This is a genomic window from Pseudomonas sediminis, assembly GCF_002741105.1.
GTDB classification, from domain to species: domain Bacteria; phylum Pseudomonadota; class Gammaproteobacteria; order Pseudomonadales; family Pseudomonadaceae; genus Aquipseudomonas; species Aquipseudomonas sediminis.
The window spans coordinates 952,678-969,726 of sequence record NZ_NIQU01000001.1; the positions used below are offsets into that span (position 1 = coordinate 952,678).

Below are 17,049 nucleotides of genomic sequence, written 5' to 3' on the forward strand. Positions count from 1 at the left end.
TCAGAGGCACCAACTCGTAGACGCCATATCAAAATGCCACTACGATGATCTGTTATGCCCCAAGACAGCGAAGCCGCTCGCACCTCAGTAGATAAGGACCCCAGTAGTGATCTCTCACGGATGGATGAGCAAAAGCAAGCATCACGCCCAGCAGCTCCAGAACACAACTCTTTACGCGACAGATACAGAGACTGGAAAGTCATTGAAAAGCCTCTGGCCGCAGATCAGGGAATTGCTCTCAAAGCGCCGTAAAACGGGAGAAAAGCGGCTTGCACGCCCCCTCACCCGAGAAACAGCAAGCGCGCTTTTCATCAAGGCATCCACAATAGACAGCATTCCTGCGCGAATCAGAACAACGCTAGGGATCAGGCGCCGATCAGGCCTATATGATTGGGTTCTTGAAGAGCTAAACAATCACGCAGAAGCGCAGAAGCGTACTACGCTGGTTCCCAAATTGCTTGGCTACGGCCTGGTTCGCCAGCGTAGCGGTTTGGTTACCGAGGTGTTTTTGAATTATGAAAACCTAGCCGACTGGCTTGATGGCTTCGACTGGCTGCAGCAAAACCCATCGCAGGCCAATTCATTCGCAGAAGCCTGTCTGGAACTGATCACACAACTCAATCAGTCAGGTATCTACCACCTAGATCTTTGGGCGGGGAACGTCATGATTCACGAGGGAAATCTTGAAGACCTGAAGGTGATTGACCTGGAAAATTGCTACATTGGTGACAACCCTCACTCCATTGAAACGCTGGGCTTTCAGTTTGCTTTCTTGTACCAGCATCAGCTACACGACTTCATAAGCGAGTCGCTCTATGATCAGCTTGTAAGCACGCAACTTGCCAGACTTAAAGGCATTGAACAATCTCGTTTTCGACTCTTCTATGATCACTTCAAGCACCACGGCGCAGATCGCAAGGAACGTCACCTCATCCCCAAAACCGGGCAGCTAGAGAGACTCAAACCAGCACACTGAGCCAAGGCCGTCTTTCGGGCTCTGAGGACCGACAAAAGACAAGGCACGATCAGTGGCCTAAGCGGACAATTTTACGTACCCTAGCAGGCTAAATTTTCATGCCTGCCATACGCGAACACTCAAGACAGCACGAGTGACGAAAACTTGGCAGGCGTAAACATCCAGCATTAGAAAACGATTGATATGACCACCGCTCAGCCACTAACGCAAGAGGCATTCCAGAAGCTAATTCAGGGCGCAGAGAGCATTGAAGAAGATAGCCACGGCCCGAAGGTCTATCGTTTTGAAAATGGCGAATATTTGAAGGTCTTCAGACGCAAGCGCTTACTGTCATCCGCCCTACTGCGCCCCTACTCGCAACGCTTCTGGGAAAATGCATCACGATTAGAAGAGCTAGGTATACCCACGGTGCAACCTCTACAGTTGTTCAAGCTGGCAACAGCAGGCTGGACTGCGATCCACTACAAAGCACTGCCGGGGGAAACGCTGAGGGATCTGTTCACTCAGCATGGAGAACTTTCAGCTTCCCTGTTTGAACAGCTAATCGAGCTGTTCAAAGATCTGCATCGCAAGGGTATCTACTTTCGCTCGCTACACCTAGGCAACATCGTTCGCACCCCCGAAGGGCAACTGGGCCTGATCGATATCGCCGACCTACAGTTTCTTGCAGGCCCACTGTCCAAGGACAAGATCCGCCGTAATCTTGCCCACTTCGAGCGCTACCTCAAGCATAACGGGCTAGCCGACTTCCCCTTCGACACCCTTTCAAACCGCGTAAGCCAGCCCTAAACAACGTCACCAAATCGTGAAAGGCCCATGATGGGGCTGCTATCAAGCAGACGCCCCCTTCATACCCGTGCCAACTTTGCGCAAGACAGCAAAATGCAGGGCAATAGGTATCCAAATAATGAACCAATGCTCCTTGGGCCTCGACATAAAGGCACTACCTTCGGTCATACCGGCCATGAAGCCATATACAAGTAACACCGAGCTGATGATCACCAGGCCCGACGACCTGTAACGCCAAGCCTGGGAGAAGCCGTAGACATAGAGGCTCAGCCACATCACTCCTCCTACCAGACCAGTCTGGTAGATGACCCCCAGCGTCAGGTTGTGAGTATCCGCCAGCAAGTAATCAAGGTCCGGCAGGTAAATATCAATTGAGGCGTCGTAGCCATGGCCCAGCCACAACACAGGCAAGGTCTGACGCCAAGCGTCCTGCCATATGAACGGACGATACGACAAGCCCCGCTCCAGGGGGTTGTAATCCACCCCCCAGAAACCCAACATGATCGCTAGCGATACCACCGCCGCTAAGACAACTACACGACGATCGCCCAACAGAAGCACCAGCCAACCCACACAGACCAGCAATGCCAGCAACGGTGTACGCGACCCGGTCAGGAACAGCAAGCAAAGCAACACAACGAACATCGACAGCTTTACAGCGAAGTACCGTCGGCTGGTAACCAACGCTCCCATCACCATCACCGTGAAAAAACCATACACGTGCGTGGTCAGCAAAGGATTGTATAGTGCCCCCATGCCCTCCAGGCGCTCAGGCCTGTTCTCATCCATGCCATACATGAGCATGGTGATCAGAGCAAAGAGGCTTGCAAAAACGGCAGCCAGTGCGACGCACTGCACCAGCCGGCGCATATCGCGTTCCGCCATCGCCCCCACAGCTAGCAACAACATCAGCACATAGAGCGGCTGCTTGAGCTTGGAGTAATTCTGCTCGGGAGACCAGGACAACGAAAGCATCACATACAACGAAAAAACCAAGAAAAGAATCAGATAGGACTGACGCAATTGATGCAGAAAACGCACTGGCGATACTAGCGCGACCAACAGCGTTGGCAATGCCAACGTGGCGTAATAAAGCTTGTGGTAGAGCGAGCGATCACCGATCCAGAACATTCCGGTCAGAAACGCCAGAAGCGCAAGAGGCGCCCAGTAGCCCACATAGCCGTTGTAAATCCGCTCTCGCCAGCCCGCCAATGAAACTTCCCCCTAAACCGATCACTGAAGCGGTTGCCCGTATCAGAAAGCAACCGCTAAACACCCTTGAATCAGGCAAACAGAAGGCGCAATGCGCCACGTACCACCTTGGCATTCCAGTAACGCACCGGAATCTGACGAATCAGCTCACGCGCCAGGGGCTTGTCGCGATTTGATGCTTTGAGAAACATAGAGACCAGATAACGTCTTGTCACCACCTCGTAACTTGGATGATCAGAGAAACAGGCATAGGTCTTGAGCATATTGTCAGTCATAAAGCGTAAATGCTTATAGGTATTACTCTCGTGCTTACGGTAGTCAGCCAGTACCTCGCCCAAGATATCGATGTAAAAGCCTGCCCGAAGGATCTTTAGACAAATGTATACATCCTCGAGCCGGATCTCCGGATCGAAGCCTCCTACGGCCTCGAGCGCCTCACGCCGAAACATGAGCGTAGCTGCTTGTGGACCAGGTTTGCGATCGAGAAAGAGATCATCGAAGTCCAGGCGGCGGAACGGCAAGTGACGTAGCTTCTGTTCACTGTCAGGAAATGGATTGCCCTGCGCATCGATAAAATCGATGTTCGCCGAGCAGATGCCTACTTCCGGCTTATCGTGCAGATACGCGACCTGCTTGGCGATACGCTCAGGACGCATGATGTCGTCGGAACCAAAGGGCACGATAATCGAGCCCTTGGCGCGGGCGATAGCAGCGTTGAGAGTACGGCTCAGCCCCTGATTGGACTGCTGCTGGAAATCGAAATCGTACTCCGCCTGCAATACACGGATACGCTCAACACTGTCGTCCTTGGAACCATCGTCAACAACCAGCAACTCGATATTCGGATAGCTCTGTGCCAGAACACTACGGATGCTGGCTTCAATGTACGGGGCATGGTTATAGGAAGCGATGATCACCGAAACCAGAGGTTTCCCGGTTAAATCGTCGTGCTTGGGATTATCACTCATAAACCGAGACGCCACTCAAAACATAAAAAAGAACTGAGGCAACAAAACCTCTTGTTTTTACCTGAACCAAGAGAACCAACCCTTACTTAATGTGGATGCCCGCAACGGCAGCGCCATCGCCTCAACGATCTTCTGGCCAATCATCTGAAAACTGTATTGCCGCTCAGCGAGCAACCTTCCCGCGTCAGCAATACGTGCGGCCAACTGAGGATCGTTACGCAGCAGAGACAACTTCTTACGCAGCTCTGCAACGTCACGATAGAGCACAAGATTCTCCATATCTCGAAATCCCAGCGCAGAGTTTTCCCTGTCTCCTTGATCGTAGGCCAACAAAACACAGCCACAGGCCATGGCCTCGAAATTCTTGATCATGTACTCCCCCATACCGACGTCTGCACTGACGAAGAAGCGGATTCGATTCAAGGTCTCGCAGTACTCTTCGCCCGAGCGGGTCTTGGTCACTAGGAGGTTCTCAACCAGCCCTAGCTCGTCCAGCAGCGCTTTACGCCCTGAGTAGGCGACACTCTTGGTGCTGCCGACGAACGCCAGCTCGATGTCCCGCTCTCGCTCCCAGTAGGAAAGCAGCGTCTGATCGTAGCCCTTGGGTACAAACACGGCATCGAATCCTTCGTCTTGCAGACGCTTGGCCACATCCGCGCCCGAACTAATGATCCGCACCCAAGGCATGCGCCGATAGTGCGCACTGAACAGACCGGTGTATTTGCAGGGAATGTAATTCTGGTACGCGTCGTGCTCCAAAATCACCAGATTCGGCACGGTACGAATGAAACGCCACTGACGCATTTCCTTCTTGAAGCGCAGGAAAAACAGGATGCGATCATAGCGCGCAGTATCTACGTGCTTGTGAAAATAACCCCGCAGATCGGCCTGCTCGTCGCTGCTCAACCAGCGAATATCGCACTCGCACTGCGCAGCGATACCGTCGTACAGGCGATCTAGAATCGCGCGCTGCTCTTTCTGCACCAGGAACAGGACTTTCAATAGGACTTCCCTAAGAGCTATTGACGCTTGATCTCAAGCGTATGAATCAGTGAACCAATTTGAAAAGCCGCTCGAGTGCTCTAATTAGAGCGGATACAAAACAGCCACAAAAATTGAAAAAATCGTTCTCACTCAGAGCATGTAGCCGATCATCATCACGATAAAGGGCCGAAGCCAACTCAATGCAATCAATCGCTTCCCATTTAACAGCCCAACGTCAGCATGGGCCTCGAATGATGCATGAAGCACCAGGGTCAGAGCACAACCATCGCTTTTCGTCTCGACTCAATCACGCAATCGCATGAGCACCGGCCACGGCAGACTCCAGAACGCCTTAAACGCAGCCTGGTCGGAAAAATGCTCCTGCAGACGCTGAGTCATACGTGCAGCGCATGCAGCACGGGCTATTCCGTCAAGCCTAGCGACACGCTGCAGTGCCAAAGCCAAACCATCCGTATCCCCTAATGGGAACAACTCACCGACACCATCGACGACCTCACGACCACCACCACAATCTGTACAAATAAGCGGTAGGCCAGCGGCCATAGCCTCGACCAGCACCATGCCGAAAGGCTCGTGATCAGAGGTCAGAGCAAAACAATCAAACGCACGGAGATAACGCCGGCCGTTGGCAACCTGACCAAGAAAACGAACTTGCTGCTCAATACCCAGCTCGGCAGCTAGCTCTTTTAAAGCCTCCTCGAGTCGACCGCTACCCATGATTGCCAGCAAACTACCAGCAGGCAATCCAGACAAAGCCTGAGCGAAACCACGAATCAAGGTCGCTTGATCCTTATCCGGATGTAGGCGGCCAACATTGCCTACGACCCAAGCACCAGCCGGCAATTTCAACACTTCGCGAGCGAAGTCGCGGTCATGAAGCTGGGCTTGAATAGCCTCGATATCCAGACGGTTATATAGCGTAGAAATACGCGACGCATCCCAGCCCGGTAGACTGGCACGAATGTCATCACGCACAGCATCGGAAACGCCTAACAACCACAGGCGTGCTTTGAAAAGGCTGGCGAACAGCCTACGCGAGAAGCGCTGATAGTCGCCAAACGCATGGTGTACACCAATCACTGGCAGGGTGCTGCCCAACAACGCGACATAAATCGGCTTACCTCGGTGGGCAATACACAGCTTGAAATTACGCGTGGCAACCAAGCGACGCATATCTCGGATCGCCGCAAGCTTGAGACCCCGTACATCAGCACTCGTGTAATCAAAGAAAATCACCTCGTCCGAAGCTGAGCCAAGCCGGACGATTTCACTCGGTTTTCCTGTCAGATAGACAGTACAAACCTTGTAGCCTGTATCAGCGAACAGGGCGGCGTACTGTCGTGCACAGTCCAAAAATGGACCGTCATAACCATGGCAGAACTGCAGAACCCAGCGCTGCCGCTGGTCAGCAGCCCGTTCAGACGTTGTCATACCAATCCTTGCCGTCCTTGACCACGAGCACGTCTTCCATGATCAGGTACTGCAGGTCCGAACCGTAGAACATGTTCAGCGCGTCGGTCGGCGAGCAGATCATCGGCTCGCCGCGACGGTTTAGCGAGGTGTTCAGCGACACGCCGTTGCCGGTGAGCCTCTCCAGCTCCAGCATCAGGTCATACCAGCGCGGGTTGAATCGGCGCTCCAGCACCTGGGCGCGCGAGGTGCCATCTTCATGCACCACTTCGCCAACGCGCTCCTTCCACTCCTCGTTCACCTCGAAGGTGAAGGTCATGAACGGGCTCGGGTGGTCGACCTTAAGCATCTTCGCTGCCACGGTGTCGAGCATCGACGGGCAGAAGGGTCTCCAGCGCTCACGGAACTTGATCTGCTCGTTGATGCGGTCGGCCACGCCCGGAATACTCGGGCAACCGATGATCGAGCGGCCACCGAGGGCGCGCGGGCCAAACTCCATACGCCCCTGGAACCAGGCTACCGGGTTGCCGTCGACCATGATTTTTGCGATGCGCTCAGCCGTGTTGTCGATGCGTTTGAACACCGGCTGGTTCGGGTGCTTGGCGCAGGCAGCGATGACATCCTCGTTGCTGTACGAAGGACCGAGGTAGACGTGCTCCATCTTCTCCACCGGCACGCCACGCTTATGCGAGACGTAGGCGGCAGCGCCGACGGCGGTGCCGGCATCGCCAGAAGCCGGCTGGACGAACAGCTCCTTGACGTCATCGCGGGCGATGATCTTCTGGTTCAGTTTGACGTTCAACGCGCAGCCACCGGCGAAGGCGATCTTGCCGGTTTCCTTGAGGATGTCGCCCAGGTAGTACTCCATCATCTGCAGCGCCAGCTTCTCGAACAACGCCTGCATGCTGGCCGCATAATGGATGTACGGGTCGTCGGCGATATCGCCCTCACGCTTCGGGCCGAGCCATTCGATCAGCTTGGGCGAGAAATAGTAGCCCTTGCCGTTTTCCTTGTAGCGACGGAAACCGATGACGTTGGCGTACTCGGTGTTGATGATCAGCTCGCCGTTCTCGAACTTGGCCAGACGCGAGAAATCGTACTTGGCGGCATCGCCATAGGGAGCCATGCCCATGACCTTGAACTCGCCATCGAGCATCTCGAAGCCCAGGTACTCGGTGATCGCACCATAGAGGCCGCCGAGCGAATCCGGATCGTAGAATTCCTTGATCTTGTGGATCTTGCCATTCTCGCCATAGCCGAAGAAGGTGGTGGCGTACTCGCCCTTGCCGTCGATACCGAGGATCGCGGTCTTCTCCTTGAAGCCAGAGCAGTGGTAGGCGCTGGAGGCGTGCGCCAGGTGGTGCTCGACCGGCTCGATCTTGACCTTCTTCAGGTCGAAGCCGAGTTGCACCAGGCACCACTCGATACGCTTCTTGTAGCGTTTGTAACGGCGGTTACCGAACAGGATCGCATCGAGGGCACGATCCGGCGCGTAGGCGTAACGTTTGGCGTACTGCCAGCGGGCCTTCTCGAAGATGCTGATGGGAGCGAAGGGAATCGCCACCACGTCGACGTCGGACGGCTTGATCCCGGCCTGTTCCAGGCAGAACTTGGCCGATTCGTAGGGCATGCGGTTCTTCGCGTGCTTGTCGCGCACGAAGCGCTCCTCTTCCACCGCCGCGATCAGCTTGCCGTCGATGTACAGCGCGGCGGACGGGTCGTGACTGAGGGCGCCAGACAGGCCGAGAATGGTCAGTGCCACAGGTTTGAGCCTCTAATTCGGGCAGGTGCCAGGCACCTGCGGTAAACGTTGGTCGAGCAACTGGTGCAGAGCAGAATCCGCCGGCCAGTTGCGCAGAAAACGGGCGCGGTCGCGGGCGTAGGCCCGGGCGAAACTGCGCGTACTACGATGCTGTCGCATGGCGTCCAGGTCGATCAGCGACCAGGCGCCCTGCGCATCATCCCAGAACAGATTGTGCCCCTTGAAATCACCGTGGCTGATGCGTTCGCGCAGCAGGGCAGCGAACAGTCGATCCAGCGCCAGCAGCTCGGTTTCCGGGGGCGTTGCCTGCTTATATGCCTCGAAACGCGCGATTATATCCTGCCCACCGCAATAGTCGGTAATCAGGTAAGCGCGACCGCGCAGCCAGCACCAGCGCCGCTCGAGCACGGCCAACGGCGTCGGCGTGGCGATGCCGAGCAGTTGCAGGCGATTACCCTCACGCCAGCTGTGCCAGGCGCGACTCGGGCGCCAGAAGCGCTTGAGCCAGTGCAGCCAGTTCTTCACGTTGTAGCGCTTGACCACCAGCGGACGGCCTTCGAGTGCGACATGCGCAACCGTAGCACTGCCTCCAAGCTTCAAAGCCTGCCCGCTCGCCAGCGCAACATCCGGAGCCTCCAGTATGGGCTCCAGGCTTGCTGCGCACTCGCGGCGCACCACACGTAGGCCAAAGGCCCCAATACTCGCGGAAAACAGGCTGCAATCGCGCGCGACCTTGCTCAGATAATCGCGCAGCCGCCAGCGCCTCACTTTACTCACCTCGACCAGCAGCGCTTCCAGCGGCAGTGCATGCTCACCATTGGCCAGCAGGTAGTGGATCAGCAACTCTTCGATAAAGGGATCTAATTCCGCTGGTAACTGAGCAAAGAACACCCCAAGGTTTTGCAACACCCGCGCACGCGACAGCGGCTGCCCCGCCTGTTCGACCTGCACGCCTCCCCCGTCGATAAGAAACAACTCGCCGTCTTGCCGCAACAGATTGTCCAAGTGCAGATCAGCCTGCCAAAGACCGCGGGAGTGCATATGTCCGATAACTGCTAGAGCCTCGCCTAGTACTGCCTGTTGGGCATCAGCCAGTAGCGGTAAACGCTCGACGCTCCACCAGGCCTGCCAAAGGCTCTCGGCCTTTTCCAGGTATTCGAACAGCAGCCAGCCACCTACCCCATCGATGAACCCCTCGGATAGCAATGCCGGCGAGAGGAGGTTCTGCTCGACCAGAAGGCGCGCGCCTCTCAGCTCACGCTGAAATTGACGATCTGCCTTCGCCCCTACCAGCAACTTAGCCAGTACCGAACGACCGCGCCACCGCGCCAGGCCAACGTAGCGCTGCCCCGGCAATACGCGTAGTAGAGACTCCAGCTGCAATGAGTCACCGTCCAGTTGCAGTGTTAGCGGTAGCGAGGGAGCCCGCCCAACATGAGAAAGTTGCTCCAGCTGCATCAGCGCGACTCCTTGTGTGATCGACGCGCGCCCAATAGTGCAAACCAGTGCTCCAGCCCCACTTCGCTACCGAGATAGGCTGCCAGTAACTTACGTATATCTGCTGCTTTCCAGACTCCGGCCCGACGCAGCAACGGCTCTAGATCTTTGATCCGATCACGCCTACCAAATAGCAAAGGACGAGTTTTTTCCAGGTCGATCAGTTGCGCCTGAAAACCCGCAGCGCCTTCGCGCAGAAAAATGTGTTTGGGGTAAAAGCAGCCGTGTACCTGCCCTGCCTGGTGCAGGCAGCGCGCTAGCTCGCCACACGCACGGAGAATGCCGGATCGATGTACCTCGCCTAATCCTGGCCACTGCATCAACCAGTGTTCGAGATCCTGCCAACCATCCAGCGCACGGGTCAGCAGCACGGCACGCTGCTCGCCAGAGAAACGGCGCTGCGCGAATAACGCTGCCTGCAGTGAAGGAATGCCCAACACAGAGTAGCGTTGGATATTGCGGAACTCGCGAGCGAAGGTAGGCTCACCAAGCGGACGGAGCAGACTACGCGTCAAGTGATTGCTCTGCCGCTTGAGGTAATAGGCAGCGTTATCCAGCTCAAGCCGATAGACACTACTCCAACCACCACGCTCAGTGTTGGGCTCATCCACCGCCTCCAACTGCAGCGCCCACAGCGCTTCGAAGCTGGCCAGACCGTGACGTTCCAGCAATGCACGATCATGCGCTGCAATAAAATCGGTCACTCCCTGCCCTCGAAGAATTTCAGGATACGTCGCACACGCTGCTTGTCACTCTGACTCAACCGAGCACGACCACGATACTGCAGATAAAAGCGCAACCGCTGCGTGCGTGAAAGCACCCGTTTGGCCACTTTGTCCAGACAGGCTAGGTCTTTGATGATGCGGTAATGCAACAGTGGCCCCCACCAGAAGCTGCCGGTAGGGCAATCGATAAAAAACAGCTTTCCCGCCTCGTTAACCAGCAGGTTGCGCCATTTCAAATCATTGTGGGTGAAATGGTGGTCATGCAAGGTACGGGTGTGCTGCGCCAATTGCTGACTGATACCTGCAACCCAATGTGGATTGGCAAGCCGAGCATCTCCGTGACTGGCCATCTCAGCCATATCACGTGTGTTTTCCAGCTCACGCGTCACTAAAGCCCCGCGTATAAATGCGCCGCCTCGTCGCTCCAGCCCATGCGCTACGATAGGCGCGGTCGGAATACCCCATTTGGCGAACAACTTGAGGTTCTGCCACTCCGCCTTGACTCGCGGGCGCCCAATATAGTGACGCAGTCCCTTCCCCGCTCCCCAGTAACGCTTGACGTAGTAGCGAACGCCGGAAATTTCTACACGAACGACCTCGGACAATGGATCAGAGGTCAGGCGCTCACCTTCGAGCAGGAAAACCGCTTCCAAGCTATCAAAAGCGCTCAAAAACAGCGGATCTCCATCAACCTCATGCTTCCAAGCTGACATGGTTATCGCCTCACCACCGTGGGAATTTCCCGTAAAACGCGGTTCAATGGAATAAACGGTCGCCAAACAGTTTTTCCCATCCACTTGAAGGTGAACAGCGGATTAATAACCCTATTGAGAGAATTGAAACCAGGCCGCCAAGTAAAGTCCAAACGACGTCGAGTGATGGTGAAGGTTCGCAGCCCCAATAACGACCCCAAATGTCCGCCACCCGAATCATTGCTGATCACGATGGAGCAGCTACAGAGAAAATCCACCAGTCCCTTCAAGTCGGTGAAAGCATGTACGGTGAAACCCTCATACTGCGCTTGCAATACATCCTTTTCGGCAGGGGTGCCAACAAACTCGACCTGCCACCCCTTAGCAACCAAACTCCGAGCCAGACGCCGATAGCCACGACTCGAATAATTTTTTTTGGCATGCGGCGTAGTTGGGAAAATCGCGATACGAAATCCAGCATCACCAGCCACAGTGGGCAAGAATTGAAACCCCATCAGAGGAGCCGTCGGATCAAGCCCCAGTACTTCCTCGGCATAGAGATCGATCCACTGCACCATGGTTTTTCCAGCTTTCGGATCGCGGCAAATGACATTGTGGGCAGCGGGAATTAGAACCCCATCAATTAACACGGAACGTTGATCGAGCTGAAATCTGGCCGGAAGCTTTTTACCAGATAAGTAAGCAACATTGCTCAATGACAACAGTTCAACTCCGGCTTGAGACGCCTTGATCAACCAGTCGATGTAGCAAATCACCAGATCATTGCTTTCAGCCAGCGCAGCAACATCTGGCTGCGTCTCTCCAATGATCTCTAGGCCTGGTAAATACTCGCGCACGGCCGACAAAGAAGCAGAGACGACCGTGACCTGAGCACCAGCGGCCTGCAGACGCCAAGCAAGGCGTAGAAACAAGGTTGTGTCTCCCAGAGCCGAGCACGACACCACCGCCACTTTCATCCCCGCACGGATAAATGTCTTCTCTCCCGACATTTACAGTCGACCTCCATAACGTTGTTTACGCTCATACAGTTTCGCTGCCTTGCGCTCCAGCCAGGTCAGCAGGCTCGCCTCCTCGCGCAGCACTTGGCGCAGCGGGCGCTGGAAGTAGGTGCACAGAAAGCGCAGCTTGTCACGGCGAGTCAGGCCGATATCCAACGTCGAGAAGTACAGGGCGGCCAGGTCCTTGTCACGCCAGCGGCGTGGCACTGCGTCTCGCACCTGGGCGCGGTGCAGGTCGATCACCGACAGGCGCAAATCATTGGCCTGGATCGGCCGGTCGGTGTGCAGCAGGAAGTGGCAGATATAGCAGTCGCGGTGATTGACCCCGGCGCGGTGCATGTCACCGGTCATCCGCGCGACTCGCTCGATCAGCGCCCACTTGAGCGCCGGCTTGGGTGGTTGCAGCGCCCAGTTGAGGCTGAGTTGTTCCAAATCGACGGTCGGAGCCAGCTCTTCGGTGACGATGAACGAGTGCTGGCTCGCCGGGTTACTGCCGCGCTCGCCGTAGGCAACAGCGGTCATGGTTGGCACCCCAGCTTCGGTCAGACGCTGGATCGCCTGCCACTCCTGCGCTGCACCGAGCACCGGAGCCTTGGCCGTGAGCAGGTTCTTGACGATCTCGCCCCAGCCAATGCCACGGTGGATCTTGACGAAATAGCCACGCCCGTCGACTTCGGTGCGCAAGGTGCGGCGGCCTTCCAGCTCACGGTAGACCTGCCCCTGCAGCGCTTCGACAGCATCGAAAGCATCGCGGCCCGCCCACAGGCGCTTGAAGGGCTCGGCAAGAATCAGCTTCACGCGCGTCTCTCCGCGAGGATCACATCAGCGGCCTTCTTCGGCATCGAGTACAGGTCAGCGCTGTCGGCATAGGCCAGGCCATTACGCCCCCAGAAGCCGCGCTGCTTCGGATCGGCCAGCATGTCGGCCAAGGTACGATTGAGCTGTTCCTGCTCGAAGGGGCTGGGCAGCACGCGGCCGCAGTCGGCCTCGGCGATGTAATGCGCGTAGCCGCAGACATCGGTGACCAGCACCGGCAGGCCGGACACCAGAGCCTCCAGCAGCACGGTGCCGGTGTTCTCGTTGTAGGCCGGATGGATCAGCAGGTCAGCGCCGAGCAGAAAACGCGGGATGTCGCTGCGGCCCTTGAGGATCTGCACCTGATCGGACAAACCCAGCGCCTTGATCTGCAGCAGGAAGGGCTTGGGATCGTCCTGGCCGATGGCGATCAGCCGCGCACGCTTACGCAACTCACGCGGCAACGAGGCCAGTGCCTTGAGGCTGCGATCCAGACCCTTGGTCTTGAAACCGGAGCCGATCTGCACCAGCAGCAGGTCGTCGTCAGCCAGCTTGAACTCACGGCGGAACTCGGCACGGATGTCGGCGGCATTGGCCGGCGCGCGGCGATCCTGGGCGATGCCGGGCGGCAACAAGTGGAAGCGCTGCAGCGGGGTCTTGTAGTGCTTGATGAACAGCGGCTGCTGCACTTCGGAGATCATCAGAATCTCGGTCTTCGACTCCGGCGCGAACACCGCGCGCTCGTACTCGGCGAAGTGCTTGTAGCGCCCCCAGCGACGATAGATCGGGTTACGCAGGGTCTGCGCCTTGTCCTCGAAACAGCCGTCGGCAGCGTAATAAACATCCAGGCCCGGCATCTTGTTGAAACCTATCACCCGATCGACCGGGTCGCGCTTCAGGTCAGCCTGCAGCCAGGCGCTGAATTTCTCGTTGCGGCGATGATTGAACAGCGCACGCACCGGTGCCACGCGCACATCGAAGCCGCCGGGGTTTTCCCCTTCCCAGATCGGTGTATAGACGCGAATGGCGTGGCCACGCGCCTGGCATTCCAGGGCGATGCGCATGAAATCGCGCTGCAGCCCACCGAAGGGGAAGTATTTGTAGAGAACGAAGGCCAGTTGCATAGCCGCTCCTTAAAAGGTGCCGGGAGGCGCGAGCAGCAGCGCCTCCAGTTCCAGGCCGACACGCTCGGCGCCGAGGCCATCGAAGCAAGGCTTGTCACGGTCACCGCTGCCGGCGCCCGGGCCACTGGCACACAGGTGAATCTGGCTACGACCGTAGGCGCCCACCTTGCCGGGCAACGTCGGGCCATACAGCGAAATATTGGGTACATCTAGCGCAGCGGCCAGGTGGCCTAGGCCGGTGTCGACAGAGACGCAGGCGCTGGCACCGGCAATCACCTTGGCCACGCCGGCCAGGTTCAGCTTCGGCAGCACGGCGGCATGCGTGAGGCCGGCGGCGATGCGTTCGGCACGCGCCTTCTCGGTCTCGTTGCCCCAGGGCAGGCGCACGGCCCAGCCCAGCTCGTCCATGCGCTCGGCCAGCGCACGCCAATCGGCTTCCGGCCAGTGCTTGCTGGCCCAGGTGGTGCCATGCAGGAACACCAAGTACGGCTGCGCTGCGGCATCCATCATCGCCGCACGGTTAAGACCGTAGTCACCGGTGCCGGACGGCAGCGTGTAACCGAGCGCCTTGGCGAACAACTGGCGCACACGCTCCAGCGCATGTTGATCCTTGGCCACCGCGTAGCGGCGGTCGTAGAAACGACTGGCCAGGGGCTCACGTGCCGAGTCACGATCGAGCCCGGCCACCGGCGCCGACACATAACGCGTCAGCCAGGCACTCTTGAGCAGGCCCTGGGCATCGATCACCAGATCGTAGCGGGTGTCGCGCAGGCGCTGCTTGAAACGCGCCCACTCACCGCTCTTCCAGGTGCGCAGCGGATGCTTGCGCCAACGGCGAATGGCCACCGGAATCACCTGGGACACTGTCGGATGCCAGGCGGGAATCTCGGCAAAGCCTTCTTCCACCACCCAGTCGAAGCGGATGCCGGGAATGGCGCGAGCCGCGTCGGTCAACGCCGGCAGGGTATGCACCACGTCGCCCAGCGATGAGGTCTTGATGATCAGAACCCGCAAATCAGTCGCCCTCGACCAGGGTCAAGGTTTCGCCGACCAGCCGATCCAGCGCCTCGATCACCGGGCGCGGCTTGAGTTCGCGTAGGCAGTTGTAGTGGCCATAGCGGCAGGTACGCTCGAAACAAGGGCTGCACTCCAACCCCAGGCGAACAATCTCGACGCGATCAGCCAGCGGCGGGGTGAAACCTGGCGACGTGGAACCATAGACCGCCACTAGTGGACGGTTCAGCGCCGCTGCCACGTGCATCAGGCCGGAATCGTTGGACACCACGGCAGTGGCGGCCGACATCAGGTCGATGGCCTCAGCCAGGCTGGTCTGCCCTGACAGGTTGCTGACTTCCTCACGCAGCCCTGGAATCAGGCGCATGCGAATGTCTTCGCCGACGGCATGATCGTTCTTCGAGCCGAACAGCCAGACCTGCCAACCCTCGCGGATCTTGATCTCGGCCACCTTGGCGTAATGTTCGGCCGGCCAGCGCTTGGCCTCACCGAACTCCGCACCTGGGCACAGCGCCAGTACCGGACGATCCAGTGGCAGACCGAACTTGCTCAGGGCCGCTTCACGGCTGAACTCATCAATCTGCAAACGCGGCTGCGGATAAGGTTGCGGCAACGCAGCACCTGGCTCATGGGCCAGCGCCATGAAGCGCTCGATCATCAACGGATAGCGGTCTTTATCCAGCGTGCGGATATCGTTGAGCAGACCATAACGCATCTCGCCCTTCCAGCCGGTGCGCTTGGGGATGCCGGCGAACCAGGGCACCAAGGCGGACTTGAGCGAGTTAGGTAACAGGATCGCCTGGTCGTACTGGCCGACCAGCGACTTGCCGATGCGTCGACGCGTGGCTAGGTCGAGCACGCCGTGGCCCAGCGGCAGGCTCAGCGCGGCGCGCACCTCGGGCATACGCTCAAGGATTGGCCGGCTCCAGTCCGGCGCCAGCACGTCGATCTCGCACTCGGGATGGCGCTGCTTCAGGCACTGGAACAGCGTCTGCGCCATCACCATGTCGCCTACCCAGCTTGGCCCAACGATCAGTATCTTCATATTCTTTCCAGAAACGACCGGGGAGGCTTTCGCCTCCCCGTCGAGCCTTCGAGCAATCGCTTATTTGATCAGCGTACGCCATTCGGCGTGGCCACTGGTCTTGCCGGTGACCAGATCGAAATAAGCTTTCTGCAGCTTCTCGGTGACCGGGCCACGGCGACCAGCGCCGATCTTGCGGCCATCCACTTCGCGGATCGGCGTGACTTCAGCGGCAGTACCGGTGAAGAAAGCCTCGTCGGCGATATACACCTCATCGCGAGTGATGCGCTTCTCGACCACCTTGATGCCATGCTCTTCAGCCAGGGTCAGGATGGTGCTGCGGGTGATGCCGTTGAGGCAGGAGGTCACTTCCGGGGTGTACACCACGCCGTCCTTGACCAGGAAGATGTTCTCGCCCGAGCCTTCGGCCACGTAGCCTTCCGGATCCAGCAGCATTGCTTCGTCGGCGCCACCGGATATGGCTTCCTGCAGGGCCAGCATCGAGTTGATGTAGTTGCCGTTGGCCTTGGCGCGGGTCATGGCGATGTTGACGTGGTGGCGGGTGTAGGAGCTGGTGCGCACCTTGATGCCGGCTTCCAGCGCTTCTTCACCCATGTAGGCGCCCCAGTGCCAGGCAGCGACGATCACATGCACCTTCAGGCCAGCGGCGCGCAGGCCCATGCCTTCGCTACCGAAGAACACCATCGGGCGCAGGTAGGCGCTTTCCAGGCCGTTCTCACGCACGGCGGCGCGCTGGGCTTCGTTGATCTCTTCCTTGGTGAAAGGGATCTGCATGTTGAAGATGTGCGCAGAGTCGAACAGACGGTCGGTGTGCGCCTGCAGACGGAAGATCGCAGTGCCGTCCGGGGTGTTGTAGGCACGTACGCCTTCGAACACGCCCATGCCGTAGTGCAGGGTGTGGGTCAGCACATGGGTGTTGGCTTCGCGCCACGGCACCAGTTTGCCGTCGTACCAGATCACGCCATCACGGTCGGACATCGACATCTTGCCTGCTCCTCAAATTCGCTTCACGGTTC

16 protein-coding genes are annotated in these 17,049 nt (G+C 57.8%); 2 read left to right on the forward strand and 14 right to left on the reverse strand.

All coding sequences use genetic code 11. The features are described from left to right. Positions 1-124 precede the first annotated feature (124 nt). Together CDO35_RS04435 and CDO35_RS04440 are read left to right on the forward strand one after the other, a co-directional pair. Positions 125-976, forward strand: coding sequence for a lipopolysaccharide kinase InaA family protein (locus tag CDO35_RS04435; protein WP_099522747.1), 852 nt, complete (start codon positions 125-127; stop codon positions 974-976). Between the two features lie 183 nt (positions 977-1,159). Continuing rightward, positions 1,160-1,765 carry a BUD32 family EKC/KEOPS complex subunit gene (locus CDO35_RS04440; protein ID WP_099522748.1) on the forward strand — a complete coding sequence of 202 codons (606 nt, stop codon included), beginning with the start codon at positions 1,160-1,162 and terminating at the stop codon, positions 1,763-1,765. A 42-nt stretch (positions 1,766-1,807) separates the two neighbouring features. On the opposite strand, the gene CDO35_RS04445 is transcribed toward CDO35_RS04440, so the two are convergent. The 14 genes from CDO35_RS04445 to CDO35_RS04510 form a co-directional block, all read right to left on the reverse strand. Continuing rightward, positions 1,808-2,977: an O-antigen ligase family protein gene (locus CDO35_RS04445; protein ID WP_099522749.1), complete on the reverse strand. Its 1,170-nt coding sequence runs from the start codon at positions 2,975-2,977 to the stop codon at positions 1,808-1,810. A gap of 71 nt (positions 2,978-3,048) precedes the next feature. Further along, a complete protein-coding gene (locus tag CDO35_RS04450) occupies positions 3,049-3,945 on the reverse strand; it encodes a glycosyltransferase family 2 protein (protein WP_099522750.1) in 897 nt (298 codons plus the stop codon). Positions 3,946-4,002: 57 nt separating this feature from the next. Further along, complete coding sequence (locus CDO35_RS04455) at positions 4,003-4,947, reverse strand: glycosyltransferase family protein (protein ID WP_099522751.1); 945 nt, start codon at positions 4,945-4,947, stop codon at positions 4,003-4,005. Between the two features lie 285 nt (positions 4,948-5,232). Continuing rightward, positions 5,233-6,381 (reverse strand): glycosyltransferase, encoded by a 1,149-nt coding sequence (locus CDO35_RS04460; RefSeq protein ID WP_099522752.1) that lies wholly within the window; start codon positions 6,379-6,381, stop codon positions 5,233-5,235. Then, the gene (locus CDO35_RS04465) at positions 6,368-8,122 is read right to left on the reverse strand and encodes a carbamoyltransferase family protein (protein ID WP_099522753.1); all 1,755 of its coding nucleotides are present in this window, start codon (positions 8,120-8,122) and stop codon (positions 6,368-6,370) included. Before CDO35_RS04465 ends, CDO35_RS04460 begins: the two co-directional genes overlap by 14 nt. Before the next feature lie 12 nt (positions 8,123-8,134). Further along, complete coding sequence (locus CDO35_RS04470; protein WP_099522754.1) at positions 8,135-9,580, reverse strand: lipopolysaccharide kinase InaA family protein; 1,446 nt, start codon at positions 9,578-9,580, stop codon at positions 8,135-8,137. Beyond that, a complete protein-coding gene (locus CDO35_RS04475) occupies positions 9,580-10,323 on the reverse strand; it encodes a lipopolysaccharide kinase InaA family protein (RefSeq protein ID WP_099522755.1) in 744 nt (247 codons plus the stop codon). Before CDO35_RS04475 ends, CDO35_RS04470 begins: the two co-directional genes overlap by 1 nt. Continuing rightward, positions 10,320-11,057 (reverse strand): lipopolysaccharide kinase InaA family protein, encoded by a 738-nt coding sequence (locus CDO35_RS04480; protein ID WP_099522756.1) that lies wholly within the window; start codon positions 11,055-11,057, stop codon positions 10,320-10,322. The genes CDO35_RS04475 and CDO35_RS04480 overlap by 4 nt, the downstream gene beginning before the upstream one ends. Before the next feature lie 2 nt (positions 11,058-11,059). Next, positions 11,060-12,046, reverse strand: coding sequence for a glycosyltransferase family 9 protein (locus CDO35_RS04485; protein WP_099522757.1), 987 nt, complete (start codon positions 12,044-12,046; stop codon positions 11,060-11,062). Beyond that, positions 12,047-12,853 (reverse strand): lipopolysaccharide core heptose(I) kinase RfaP, encoded by an 807-nt coding sequence (gene rfaP / locus CDO35_RS04490; RefSeq protein WP_099522758.1) that lies wholly within the window; start codon positions 12,851-12,853, stop codon positions 12,047-12,049. After that, the gene (locus tag CDO35_RS04495) at positions 12,850-13,974 is read right to left on the reverse strand and encodes a glycosyltransferase family 4 protein (protein WP_099522759.1); all 1,125 of its coding nucleotides are present in this window, start codon (positions 13,972-13,974) and stop codon (positions 12,850-12,852) included. The genes rfaP and CDO35_RS04495 overlap by 4 nt, the downstream gene beginning before the upstream one ends. A 9-nt stretch (positions 13,975-13,983) precedes the next feature. After that, positions 13,984-14,988 carry a lipopolysaccharide heptosyltransferase RfaC gene (gene rfaC, locus CDO35_RS04500; RefSeq protein WP_099522760.1) on the reverse strand — a complete coding sequence of 335 codons (1,005 nt, stop codon included), beginning with the start codon at positions 14,986-14,988 and terminating at the stop codon, positions 13,984-13,986. 1 nt (position 14,989) lies between these two features. After that, on the reverse strand, positions 14,990-16,033 hold the full coding sequence (gene waaF / locus CDO35_RS04505; protein WP_099522761.1) for a lipopolysaccharide heptosyltransferase II: 1,044 nt from the start codon (positions 16,031-16,033) through the stop codon (positions 14,990-14,992). Positions 16,034-16,093: 60 nt separating this feature from the next. After that, complete coding sequence (locus tag CDO35_RS04510; RefSeq protein ID WP_099522762.1) at positions 16,094-17,017, reverse strand: branched-chain amino acid transaminase; 924 nt, start codon at positions 17,015-17,017, stop codon at positions 16,094-16,096. Positions 17,018-17,049: the final 32 nt, after the last annotated feature.